The organism is Rhizobium sp. YIM 134829, from assembly GCF_046546455.1.
Genome location: NZ_JBKHKI010000005.1, coordinates 110,751 through 122,446, shown reverse-complemented (window position 1 = coordinate 122,446; position 11,696 = coordinate 110,751). Strand labels below are relative to the sequence as shown.

The 11,696-nt window shown below is 66.4% G+C and carries 13 protein-coding genes and 1 other RNA gene; 10 read left to right on the top strand and 4 right to left on the bottom strand.

The window, feature by feature from the left end:
* From ACLE20_RS11070 to ACLE20_RS11055, 4 genes are read left to right on the top strand one after another with little or no spacing between them, the layout of a single operon-like run.
* The gene (locus ACLE20_RS11070) at positions 1-681 is read left to right on the top strand and encodes a cysteine hydrolase family protein (RefSeq protein WP_410940341.1); all 681 of its coding nucleotides are present in this window, start codon (positions 1-3) and stop codon (positions 679-681) included.
* Between the two features lie 3 nt (positions 682-684).
* Positions 685-1,458, top strand: a complete 774-nt coding sequence (locus tag ACLE20_RS11065) for a 5-formyltetrahydrofolate cyclo-ligase (protein WP_410940340.1) — start codon at positions 685-687, stop codon at positions 1,456-1,458.
* Positions 1,458-1,832 carry an oxalurate catabolism protein HpxZ gene (hpxZ, locus tag ACLE20_RS11060; RefSeq protein WP_410940339.1) on the top strand — a complete coding sequence of 125 codons (375 nt, stop codon included), beginning with the start codon at positions 1,458-1,460 and terminating at the stop codon, positions 1,830-1,832. The genes ACLE20_RS11065 and hpxZ overlap by 1 nt, the downstream gene beginning before the upstream one ends.
* Before the next feature lie 4 nt (positions 1,833-1,836).
* The gene (locus ACLE20_RS11055; RefSeq protein WP_410940338.1) at positions 1,837-2,487 is read left to right on the top strand and encodes a GntR family transcriptional regulator; all 651 of its coding nucleotides are present in this window, start codon (positions 1,837-1,839) and stop codon (positions 2,485-2,487) included.
* A 65-nt stretch (positions 2,488-2,552) separates the two neighbouring features.
* On the opposite strand, the gene nudC is transcribed toward ACLE20_RS11055, so the two are convergent.
* The gene (nudC, locus tag ACLE20_RS11050; RefSeq protein ID WP_410940337.1) at positions 2,553-3,530 is read right to left on the bottom strand and encodes an NAD(+) diphosphatase; all 978 of its coding nucleotides are present in this window, start codon (positions 3,528-3,530) and stop codon (positions 2,553-2,555) included.
* A complete protein-coding gene (locus tag ACLE20_RS11045) occupies positions 3,530-3,883 on the bottom strand; it encodes an HIT family protein (protein WP_410940514.1) in 354 nt (117 codons plus the stop codon). Before ACLE20_RS11045 ends, nudC begins: the two co-directional genes overlap by 1 nt.
* Positions 3,884-4,064: 181 nt before the next feature.
* Here ACLE20_RS11045 and ffs point away from each other — a divergent pair.
* The 3 genes from ffs (at position 4,065) to ACLE20_RS11030 (ending at position 6,576) form a co-directional block, all read left to right on the top strand.
* Positions 4,065-4,162: signal recognition particle sRNA small type (gene ffs / locus ACLE20_RS11040), an RNA gene on the top strand.
* Positions 4,163-4,293: 131 nt separating this feature from the next.
* Complete coding sequence (locus ACLE20_RS11035; RefSeq protein ID WP_410940336.1) at positions 4,294-6,180, top strand: DNA polymerase III subunit gamma/tau; 1,887 nt, start codon at positions 4,294-4,296, stop codon at positions 6,178-6,180.
* Positions 6,181-6,252: 72 nt separating this feature from the next.
* Positions 6,253-6,576 (top strand): YbaB/EbfC family nucleoid-associated protein, encoded by a 324-nt coding sequence (locus ACLE20_RS11030; protein WP_410940335.1) that lies wholly within the window; start codon positions 6,253-6,255, stop codon positions 6,574-6,576.
* Between the two features lie 29 nt (positions 6,577-6,605).
* Here ACLE20_RS11030 and ACLE20_RS11025 read toward each other — a convergent pair whose 3' ends face one another.
* Complete coding sequence (locus tag ACLE20_RS11025; RefSeq protein ID WP_410940334.1) at positions 6,606-7,235, bottom strand: MOSC domain-containing protein; 630 nt, start codon at positions 7,233-7,235, stop codon at positions 6,606-6,608.
* Positions 7,236-7,317: 82 nt separating this feature from the next.
* Between ACLE20_RS11025 and recR the strand changes: the two genes are divergently transcribed.
* A complete protein-coding gene (gene recR / locus ACLE20_RS11020; RefSeq protein ID WP_410940333.1) occupies positions 7,318-7,923 on the top strand; it encodes a recombination mediator RecR in 606 nt (201 codons plus the stop codon).
* A gap of 13 nt (positions 7,924-7,936) precedes the next feature.
* The gene (locus ACLE20_RS11015) at positions 7,937-9,181 is read left to right on the top strand and encodes a lytic murein transglycosylase (RefSeq protein WP_410940513.1); all 1,245 of its coding nucleotides are present in this window, start codon (positions 7,937-7,939) and stop codon (positions 9,179-9,181) included.
* A gap of 12 nt (positions 9,182-9,193) precedes the next feature.
* On the opposite strand, the gene ACLE20_RS11010 is transcribed toward ACLE20_RS11015, so the two are convergent.
* Positions 9,194-10,849 (bottom strand): MFS transporter, encoded by a 1,656-nt coding sequence (locus tag ACLE20_RS11010; protein ID WP_410940332.1) that lies wholly within the window; start codon positions 10,847-10,849, stop codon positions 9,194-9,196.
* Between the two features lie 274 nt (positions 10,850-11,123).
* Between ACLE20_RS11010 and ACLE20_RS11005 the strand changes: the two genes are divergently transcribed.
* A complete protein-coding gene (locus tag ACLE20_RS11005) occupies positions 11,124-11,615 on the top strand; it encodes a GAF domain-containing protein (protein WP_410940331.1) in 492 nt (163 codons plus the stop codon).
* The last annotated feature ends 81 nt before the right edge of the window (positions 11,616-11,696 follow it).

The window sequence follows — 11,696 nt, the reverse complement described above, 5'->3', positions numbered from 1 at the left end:
ATGATTTCCGTACCTGCTCGCCCCTACCCCTATTCGCTCGACCCCGCCCGCACGGCGCTGGTCGTTATCGACATGCAGCGCGACTTTATCGAGAAGGGCGGCTTCGGCGACAGTCTCGGCAATGATGTCGCCAGGCTGGAAGCAATCGTGCCGACCGTGGCGGCGTTGATCGACCTCTTCCGCAGAGAGGGCTGGCTCGTCATCCACACGCGCGAGGCGCACAAGCCTGACCTTTCCGACTGCCCCCCGGCCAAGATCCGCCGGGGCAATCCGTCGCTCAAGATCGGCGAGGCCGGCGCCATGGGGCGTCTCCTCATCAGCGGCGAGCCGGGCAATGCCATCCTTCCCGCTTTAGCGCCGATTGCCGGCGAGATCGCCATCGACAAGCCGGGCAAGGGCATGTTCTACGCGACCGGCATCGAGGCTGTGCTCGAGGAGCGTGGCATCACCCATCTGGTCTTTGCCGGCGTGACCACGGAGGTCTGCGTTCAGACTTCCATGCGCGAGGCGAATGATCGCGGCTATGAGTGCCTGCTGATCGAGGATGCGACGGAAAGCTATTTTGCGAACTTCAAGCAGGGGGCGATCGAGATGATCGTCGCACAGGGGGGAATCGTCGGCTGGGTGGCGCCGTTGGCGGCGCTCAAGACGGCGGTAGCACAGGCCAAGGTGGAGGCTTAGACCATGAGCGAGCGTGGGCGCTGGGCAGGACGCCATGCCGGCAAGGACAGGGTGCGGGAGCGGGTCTGGAAGACGCTGGAGGAGACCGGCATCGCCATCGGTCCGGCCTTGAGCATGATCCCGAATTTCTCCGGCGCCGACATGGCCGCTTATTTCCTGGCGCAGACGCCGGAGTGGAAGGCGGCCAAGACGGTCAAGACCAATCCCGATGCGGCGCAGATGCCGATCCGGCTGCGCGCGCTCTATGAGGGCAAGACGGTCTATGCGCCAGTGCCTTATCTGACCCGGGACTTCCCCTATCTGCGCATCGATCCCGCCCGAATGAGCGCCATGGGCATCTCCTTCGAACTCGCAGCAACCGCCCAAGGTTTTGTCGACCATGGCGAGCGGATCGGCTTCGAGGCGGTGGAGCGGCTGGATTTCTGCGTGGTCGGCTCGGTCGCCGTCAGCCGCACCGGCGGGCGGACCGGCAAGGGCGCGGGCTTTGCCGATCTCGAAACGGCGATCTTCCAGGAGCTCGGTCTCTTGCCGGAAACGACGCCGATCGTCACCACCGTTCATTCCTGCCAGCTGGTGCCGGATGCCGATGTGGTGCTGGAGCCGCATGATGCGCCGCTGGACATGATCGCCACGCAGAGCGAGCTGATCATCACCGAATGCCGGCGCGCCCGTCCCGAAGGGGTGGACTGGGAGCGGATCCGCCCAGATCAATTCGCCACCATCCCCTTCCTCACCGAGCTGCGCGCCCGCATGCTCGCCCGGCGGAGGACAGGCTGATGGTGCTCAACGATCCGGCGACGCTTGAAGCCGTTCAGGCCGCTTTTGTGGCCTATGAGGCCGCGCTCCTTGCCAATGACAATGCGACGCTCGCCGGCTTCTTCCTCGACAGTCCCGTTACCCTGCGCTATGGCCTTGCCGATCTGCAGCATGGCTATGACGAGATCGTCGCCTTCCGCGCGACGCAGGCGCCGTTTTCCCGCCGGCTCGAGCGGACGGTCATCACCACCTATGGTCTGGATGCCGCCACCGCCTCGACCCTCTTTCGCCGGGACGATGCGCCCGGACAGATCGGCCGGCAGATGCAGACCTGGGTGCGCACCGCCGATGGCTGGAAGGTTGCGGCCGCCCATGTGAGCATGATGGACGGATAGACCCTTGCACAGCCCCCTCGGCCGGACCTCGACCGAAGACATTCGCCGGCAGCTGTCGGACCGGATCATCAGCGGCGCCCTTCCGCCGGATGCGATTCTCGACGAGACGCAGCTGGCCGCGGAATTCTGCGTGTCCCGCACGCCGGTGCGCGAGGCCTTGAAGCTGCTCGCGGCCAGCGGCCTGGTGCGGCAGAAGCCGCATGGGCGAACCCGCGTCGCGCGCCCGGAGGCGGCGGCGCTCAAGGGCATGTTCGAGCTGATGGGCCATCTGGAGGCGCTGTCGGCCGAGTTCTCCGCCCGTCGCATGAGTGCGGCCGAACGCAACCGGCTGAATGCCCTGCATCAGGACATGGCGCTCATGGTCTCAGACGGCGATCTCCCCGCCTATATCCGCGCCAACGAGCTCTTCCACGAGGCGATCTACGCCGGCGCCCAGAACACCTATTTGGAGGAGGTGACGAAGAGCACGCGCCAGCGGCTGCAGCCCTTCCGCCGCGCGCAGTTTTCCGGGCTCAATCGCCTCGCCCGCTCGCATGCCGAACATGGGCGCATCGTGGAGGCGATCCTGCGCGGCGAGGCGGAAGAAGCCGGCCGGCGCATGGCCGACCATATTCTGATCGTCGAGGATGCCTGGAACGAGTTCGCCGGCGGCTGAGCCCGGCGCACTTCTGTATAGTCCCACCCCGAAGCGATCGCGCTTCGGGGTGGGAATCTTCGAGCTCACGCCTTCGGCCAGTCCAGCCAGTCGCGCATCAGGAGATGGGCGATGGCGCCCTTCGGCGGCGAGCCGCGCTCGCCCTCCTCCAGCGGCTGGCCGGTATTGTGGGCCAACATGGCCCGCGTCTCGGCGCGGGTGAACCAGCGGCAATCTTCGAGCTCCAGATCGTCGCGGTGGATCTCGCGCGATTTCGCCTCGGCAAAGCAGCCGATCATCAGGCTGTGCGGCATGGGCCAGGGCTGGGAGGCGTGATAGCGCACCCGGCCGGTCTTGATGCCGGATTCCTCCAGCGTCTCACGCCGCACCGCGCTCTCGATCGTCTCGCCTGGCTCCAGAAATCCGGCAAGGCAGGAATACATGCCCGGCGGGAAATGCGGGCTGCGGCCAAGCAGGCAGAGATCGCGCTCGACATCGATGGTCAGCATGATGACGACCGGGTCGGTGCGCGGAAAGGCGAGATGCCCACAGGCCGTGCAGGCCCGGCGATAACCGCCGGCCTTCGCCTCCATCGGCCCGCCGCATTTGCCGCAGAAGCGGTTGGTGGCGTTCCAGGAGATCAGGCTTGAGGCCTGGGCGAACTGGCCGAGCAGCGCATCGCCGATCATCGCCTGGCGAAACAGCGTGCGGCCGTCGGCAAGCTTGTAGTCCTTCTCCAGCGTTTCCACGCTCTGGCGCACCGGCACGGCGAGACGCGGCTCGCCGGAGGGCAGGAAGCCGAGCAGGACCGTGTCCTGGAGCACGGGATCAAGACCGGCGAGCTCATAGGGGGCGAAAAGCGGGTCGATCACCTGCTCGTCATGCTTGACCACCAGCTTCCCCTCGGCAAAGGCGAAGAGATGGGCGCCCTCGGTGGCCAGCGCCTGCTCCAGGCAATCATCCGGCCGGTTTTCCGATTGCCGGTCGAGCGTGTTGCCGGCAAAGGCCACCAGCGTGCTCGGCTCCGGATGCGGGCCCAAAAGGTCGAACATGCCGCTCGTCATCAAAGCTCTCCCATCAGTCGCGCAAGAAAGGCGCTGCGCGCCGCCTCGGTCCATGGCTCGGCCGTGCCGAAACCCCAGACCGGCCCCGGCCAGTTGGCGTCGCCGTCATGCCGCGCGATCACATGCACATGCAGTTGTCGGACGATATTGCCGATTGCGGCAATGTTGATCTTGGTCGCCCCGCTTGCCCGCTTGAGCGCTCCGGCGGCGTGGTTGACCTCCTGAGCAAGGAGCGCCTGCTCGGCCGGCGAGAGGTCGAAGACCTCTTCTATCCCCGGCCGCTGCGGCACGAGCAGCAGCCAGGGCCAGCGGCCATCCTTGTGCAGGCGCAGGTCACAGAGGTCGAGCGTCATCAGGCTGTCGCTGTCGCGTTCCAGCCGCGGGTCGAGCGCAAAGGCGGGAAGCGGCGTGGTCGGATCAGGGGTCAAGCGCATCCTCTTTCAGCCGCGGTCGGGGCCGCCTGTTTTGACAGGACGCTCAGAATCTTCAAGGCCCGGCTTGCATTCGCCCCCGATAATGCCGATATGGAGGCCGGGAGGTTGGTGGTGGACGAGCCACTCGCCAACCGGGTCAGGTCCGGAAGGAAGCAGCCCCAACGAGCACCGGCACGGGTCATCGTGCCAGCCTCCCACCCTTCGCCGCCTGGCGCCGCAAGACGGCGGCCTTCCTGCGGCGACACTGACAGCGCCGCCGTTCGCAAGCCGCTGACCTCGCGCGACCGGCCTTGCGTGCTGCCGGGACAGACGGAACAAGCGGCCACGACATGAGCGACGCCACTCCCTCCACGACCGATGAAAAGCCCGCTGCCTATCGCGTGCTGGCCCGCAAGTACCGCCCGAAGGACTTCACCGATCTCATGGTCGGGCAGGAGCCGATGGTGCGTACCCTCACCAATGCCTTCGAGACCGGCCGCATCGCCCAGGCCTATATGCTGACCGGCGTGCGCGGGGTGGGCAAGACGACTACCGCCCGCATCCTCGCCCGCGCGCTCAACTACAAGACCGCTGAGATCGACCGACCGACGATCGACCTGCGCCTGCCCGGCGAACATTGCCAGGCGATCATGGAAGGCCGGCATGTCGATGTGATCGAGATGGACGCCGCCTCCCATACCGGCATCGATGACATCCGCGAGATCATCGAGCAGGTGCGCTATCGCCCGGTTTCGGCGCGCTACAAGGTCTATATCATCGACGAAGTGCACATGCTCTCGACCCAGGCCTTCAACGGTCTGTTGAAGACGCTCGAGGAGCCGCCGGAACATGTGAAGTTCATCTTCGCCACCACCGAGATCCGCAAGGTTCCGATCACCGTTCTCTCGCGCTGCCAGCGCTTCGACCTGCGCCGCATCGCGGCTGCCGATCTCGTCGGCCTTTTCACCACCATCCTCGCCAAGGAAGGCATCGAGGCCGAGCGCGATGCGCTCTCGATGATCGCCCGTGCCGCGGAAGGCTCGGCGCGTGACGGCCTGTCGCTGCTCGACCAGGCGATCGCCCATGGTGGCGGGCGCGTCGAAACCGATGCGGTGCGCGCCATGCTGGGTCTCGCCGACCGGGCCCGCATCGTCGATCTGTTCGACCATGTCGTGCGTGGCGACGTGAAGGCGGCGCTCGGGGAATTCGCGGCTCAATATGAGGCCGGCGCCAGCCCGCCGGTGGTGCTGACGGATCTCGCCGATTTCACCCACCTCGTCACCAAGCTGAAATTTTCGGACGATGCGGCCAACGACCCCTCGCTCAGCGAGATCGAGCGCCAGCGCGGCGGCGAATTTGCAGGTTCCGTCGCCGTTTCCACCCTGTCGCGGCTCTGGCAGATGCTGCTCAAGGGCATCTCGGAGACCGAAAGTGCCTCGCGTCCCGCGGGGGCTGCGGAAATGGTCCTCATCCGGCTTGCCCATGCCGCAAGCCTTCCCTCGCCGGAAGACGCGGCCCGCCGGCTGATGACGCTCTCCGGCAACGAGCCGCCTCGCCCGCCATCCGGCGGTGGTGCGCGCTCCTCCTCCGCCCCTTCCGGCAACGGCGCCTCCGCCCCGGCCATGACCACGAGCTCCGCCCAGGTGCGAGCCGGCGAACCGGTGCAGCGCATGACCGGCAATGGCGCCACCATGCTGCGTGCCGTGCCCGATAGCGGCGCCGCGCCGGACTCGCGAATCGAGCCCGCCACGCCCGAGCCAACACCGACGGAGCAGGCGACGGTCCCCGTTCGCTCGGTCGCCGACATTGCAGAGCTCTGCGCCCGCAACCGCGACATCCGCCTGAAAACGCTGGTTCGCAACTATCTCCGACTCGTGAAACTTGAGCCCGGCCGGCTGGAAGTGAACCTGCCCGAGGATGCGCCGAAGACGCTGGTGGCCGATCTGCAGCGGCGGCTCGAGGAATGGACCGGCATCCGCTGGATGGTGATCGTCAGCCGCGAGCCCGGCCAGCCGACCCTGATCGAGGTCGAGACGGAAGCGCAGGAAAAACGCCTGAGCGACGCCCGCCAGGATCCGGACGTCGCGGCGATCCTTGCGCGCTTTCCCGGCGCGCGCATTGCCGATGTGCGAATCAAGCTGGCCGAGGCCGAGGTCGTCGAAGAGATGGCGCCCGCGCCGGCAACAGCCGAATCGGAAGAGGGCGATATTCTTCCGGGCGACGACATCGAACGATAGACGCCGGAGATGGCGGCGTAACCCACCGCACGGCATCCACCTGAACGACACGCAGCAGATGAGGAGAACGCAATGCGCGACATCATGGGCATGATGGGCAAGGTCAAGGAAATGCAGGCCAAGATGGAGAAGCTGCAGGAGGAGATCGCCGCGCTCGAAGTCGACGGCACCTCCGGCGGCGGCCTCGTCACCCTGCGGCTCGACGGCAAGGGCGTGCTGAAAAGCCTGAAGATCGATCCCTCGCTGTTCAAGGAAGACGATGTCGAGATCCTCGAGGACCTGATCGTCGCCGCCCACAAGGACGCCAAGGACAAGGCGGAGGCCCAGACCGCGGAAAAGACCCGCGAGCTGACCGCCGGCCTGCCGATCCCGCCCGGCATGAAGCTGCCGTTCTGATCGGCAGGCGAGCTCCGCCCCTCAATCGTTCAGCCAGGCCCGTGGACGCGGTCGAGCTCGGCCGCCACGCGGGCGGCGAGCGGCGTCGACCGCCAGCGGCCGACCGTCTCGGGCTTCAGCGCCTTGACCTTGCTGGTCAGCAATTCGCCCATCAGCAGGCGCTCGCCTTCATAGGGCGTGACGCGGACCGGGTCACCCGCCTCGATCAAGCCGGCTCTCAGCACGCGGCAATAGAAGCCCGGCTGGCCGAGTGCGGTGAAACGGCGGGTGAAATGCGGGTCGCCCATGCGCAGCGCGAGCGTCGAGCAGGGCATGCGCGTCGCGGTCACCTCCAGCGTCACCCGATCCGTCTCGAACCGGTCGCCGACCGCGATCGTCCGGCTGTCGATGTTGGCGATCACCAGGTTCTCGCCGAGCAGCCCGGGAGGCACATCATGCCCAAGCTCGGCCGACCAAGCCTTGAGATCCGCCGAGCCCAGCCCATAGACCGCCTGATCCGGCCCGCCATGATAGGTCCGATTACAGACGGCATCGCCTTCAAGACCCAGCTCTCCTAGGAAAACCGGGCCGTCGGCCGGCCTTTTGTCGATTCCGGTGCGTGATTTGCGTCCGCCCAGCTGGATGGGCTGGCCGATACAGACCGCCGCGATCGCTCTCATCATGCACTCCTTCCGGCCCAGGGGCAGCGTGGGCTGTCGCAAAGCCGTTTTTCTCAGGGGCTTTATGGGCTAGAAGAGCGCCATGGCAAAGCGAGTCACCGGCCCCGAAATTGAAAAACTCATCCAGCTTCTGGCAAAGGTGCCGGGCCTTGGGCCACGCTCGGCCCGCCGGGCGGCGCTGCATCTGGTCAAGAAGAAGGACCAGCTGCTGGGACCACTGGCCGAGGCGATGGGCGAGGCGCATCGCAAGGTGCGGATCTGCTCCACCTGCGGCAATGTCGATACCAGCGATCCCTGCAGCGTCTGCACCGATGCCCAGCGCGACCATTCGGTGATCATCGTCGTCGAAGACGTGGCGGATCTCTGGGCGCTCGAGCGCACGGGCGCGATGAACAGCGCCTATCACGTGCTCGGCGGCACGCTCTCACCGCTGGATGGCATCGGCCCTGGGGATCTCAACATCCGCACGCTGGTCGACCGGGTGACGGACGGCGAGGTGCGGGAGCTGATCATTGCCGTCAACGCGACCGTCGAGGGCCAGACCACCGCCCACTACATTACCGACCAACTGGAAGGGCTCAACGTCCGCATCACGCGGCTTGCTCATGGCGTGCCGGTCGGCGGCGAGCTGGATTATCTCGACGACGGCACCCTGACCGCGGCGCTGCGCGCCAGGACGGCGATCTGACACCATGCTTCTGATGACCTCCCTCCGCCGCACCCTTCTGGCCGCGCTGACGACCGCGCTTCTCACCTTGCCGATCCCGGCCGCCGCCTCTTCTAAGGCGGAGACCGAGGCGCAGTTCCGCCGCTGGCTGCAGACGGACCTTTGGCCGGAAGCGCAGAGAGCCGGCATCTCCAAGCCCGCCTTCGACGCCGCCTTCGCCGAGGTGAAACTCGACTGGGATCTGCCGGACCTGGTGCCGCCGGGCGCGAAGCCGCCGGGAGAGCAGAAGCAGAGCCAGGCGGAATTTGCCTCCCCCGGCGCTTACTTCTCCGAGCAGCGCCTGCAGGGACTGGCGACCACCGGCCGGGCGCTCGCCAAGACGCATGCGGCGACGCTCCGGCGCATCGAGAAGACCTATGGCGTGCCGGGGCCGATCGTGCTCGCGATCTGGGGCCGCGAATCGGGCTTCGGCAAGGCAAAGATCCCGCATCCGATCATGGACGTGCTTGCCACCAAGGCCTTCATGTCCACCCGCGGCGAGCTGTTCCGGCGCGAGCTGATCGCCGCCCTGCATATTCTGGAGTCGGGCGATGTGCGTGAAGCCGACATGCGGGGCTCCTGGGCGGGCGCCATGGGCCAGCCGCAGTTCCTGCCCTCGAGCTTCCTGCAATATGCGGTCGATTTCGATGGCGACGGCAAGCGCGATATCTGGACCTCAGTGCCTGATGTGCTTGGATCCATTGCCCACTATCTATCGCTGAAGGGCTGGCAGCCCGGGCGGGATTGGGGCTACGAGGTGACGATCCCCGCCAATGTCTCCTGCTCACAGGAAGGACCGGACCGGGCAAAGCCGCTCGGCCAGTGGGCCACGTCGGGTATCGCCCGTGTCTCCGGCAAAGCCCTGCCCAAAGGCGAGGGCATGATGCTGGTGCCGGCCGGGCGGAACGGGCCAGAGTTCCTGGTGACGCAGAACTTCTACGTCATCAAGGAATATAACAATTCCGATCTCTACGCGCTGTTCATCGGCAATCTCGCCGACCGGATCGGCGCGGGAAGCGGGGCCTTCCACGGCGCCTGGGGCGATGTCGGCAAGATGCTGCGCTCGGACGTGCTGACCATGCAGAAGCGGCTGGAAGCTCAAGGCTACGACATCGGCAAGGCCGACGGTCTTGCCGGCTACAAGACCCGCCGATCGATCGGCGAATGGCAGGCCAAGAACGGCCTGTCCCCTACCTGCTTCCCCGATCCGACCTTGAAGAGCCGCCTCGCCCGCGGCTGATAGCTGCTCGCGTCAGTGCTGCAAATCGACCTGGCGCTTATACTGCTCATATTCATGCGGCAGGATGGTCTGGCGCTCGATGAGGCGGTGGACCACAGGGGCGCCTGCCCCACGATGCAGCGCCCGCAACCGCTCATGCACGGCGGCATCGTCCTTGGTGCGGCGCTGGTTGTGGCGGACATAGTCCACCCAGGTCGGAACATGATAGGTCTCGGTCCAGATGCGCGGCTTTTCGAGATCGCGCATCAGCGTCCATTGCCCCGCCCCATCGCGGATGCGCACCCGTCGGCGCTCGGTCATCGCCTCCAGGAAGGCCTCCACATCGCCGGGATCGATCTCATAGTCGATCATCACCACGATCGGCCCGCTGCGAGGCTTGAGATCGAGCTCCAGCGACGGTTCCTGGAAGCTGCCGAGCGGATCGAGGTTGAGTGACTTGAACTCCGGCAGGGCATAGCGGAAGCCGACGGCCGCACCCACCAGCATGACGAGGGCGGAGAGCAGCAGCGCCGTCGGCGCGCCATAATTCTCTGCCGCCAGACCCCAGAGCCAGGAGCCGAGCGCGATGCCGCCGAAAGTGGTGGTCTGGTAGAGCGACAATGCCCTGGCCACGACCCAGCGCGGGGTGGAGAGCTGTACGGTGGTGTTGAACAGCGAGAGCGCCAGCACCCAGCCGCCACCGGCGAGCAACATGGCAAGCCCTGTGATGATTTCCGAGCGGCTGACGGCGGCGATGATGGCGGAAAGCGCAAAGCCGAGAAAGGCGATGCGGACGACGATTTCGCCCATCAACGCTTCCCGCAGGCGCTGGCTGAGCAGCGCCCCGCCGATCGCGCCGATGCCGAAACAGCCGAGCAGCACGCCGAAGGTCAAAGGCCCGCCGGCAACCAGATCCCGCGCGACGAGCGGCAGCAGTGCGAGGATGGCGCTCGCCGACAGGCCGAAGAGAAAGCCGCGCACCAGAACTTTCAGGATATTGGGCGACATGGCGACATAGCGCAGCCCCGCGCCGACCGCGCGCGCCAGCGGCTCGCGCGGCAGTGCATTCAGCGCCGGTGCCCGCTTCCAGCGAAACAGGGCGAAGAGGATGGCAAAATAGCTTACCGTATTGACGGCGAAGGCGGCGGCGGCCCCGGCAGCCGCCACGATGACGCCGCCGATCGCCGGCCCGACGCTGCGGGTGATGTTGAAGCCCATGGAGTTGAGCGCGACAGCCCCGGGAAGATCCTCGCGCGGGACCATGTCGCCGACCGAGGCCTGCCAAGCCGGATTGTTGAGCGCCGTGCCGCAGCCGATCAGGAAGGTGAAGAGCAGCAGCAGCCAGGGCGTGATCAGCCCCGACCAGGCGCAGAGTGTCAGCAGCGCCGAGACCGCCAGCATGAAGATCTGCGCCGTCAGCATGATCCGGCGGCGGTCGTAACTGTCGGCGAGTGCGCCGGACAGAAGCGAGAACAACATGATCGGTAGCGAGGTCGAGGCCTGGACCAGCGCCACCATGTTCACCGAGGCCGAGATCGAGGTCATCATCCAGGCGGCCCCGACCGACTGGATCAGCCCGCCGAAATTGGAGGCGAGGCTCGCCAGCCAGATGAGGCGGAAGGTCTCGTGGCGGAAGGGTGCCAAAGGAGAGGAGCGCGGCAACGAACCGGAAGGGGATTGGGACGGCACGGCGCTGCGCCTCCTCGACTGTCAAGCTAAGGGATGTGCCCTCCTATCTAGCCATGCCACGCCGCCCGGCAACCGCCGTTCTTCGAAAATGCGAAGGATGGGGCCGCATCTCCCTTATGGATGCGACCACCGGCCGGCCATTGCGGACGGCACGGCTTTCCCCTATGTGGCGCGAGCGCTGGTGGGGCGGCCCTCCACAGGATCGCCAGTCGGACCACGACCCTTGAGCCTGCGACGCCAAGCGGACGAGCGCCCAGCAGGGAGACTGATCAGCATGACCGACCCGACACTATCCTTCCTCGCCGGTCTCGCCGAAGCCGACCAGCCGCGGGCGGCCTATGCGGCGCTGGAGGCGCTGACGCGCCGCCTCGTCGGCGTCAAGCTCTTCACGCTGATGACCAGCGACACGACTACCCGCCTGGCCGAGCGCATCTATTCGAGCCACCCGAAGGACTATCCGGTCTCCGGCACCAAGCCCTATAACGAGACCTACTGGTCCGACATCACGCTTCGCCAGCAGAAGACCTTCGTCGCCAACACGATCGAGGCGATCGCCGAGGTCTTTCCGGATTATGAGCTGATCGATCAGCTCGGCTGCCAGTCGGTCATCAATGTGCCGATCGTCGTCGGCGGCACGGTGATCGGCACGATCAACTGCCTGCACGAGGCGGGCTTCTACACGCCGGAGCGGGTGGCGGCGGCCGAGGCGCTGAAACTCCCCGGTGCCGTCTGCATGCTCCTAGCCGAGCGGCACGCCCGCCGCTGATGACAAGCGGAGGTCCGCCCACCGGCCCCCTTTATGGATCTGCGTTGACTTTTCTCCGCCATGGCCGATCTCTTCTCTGCC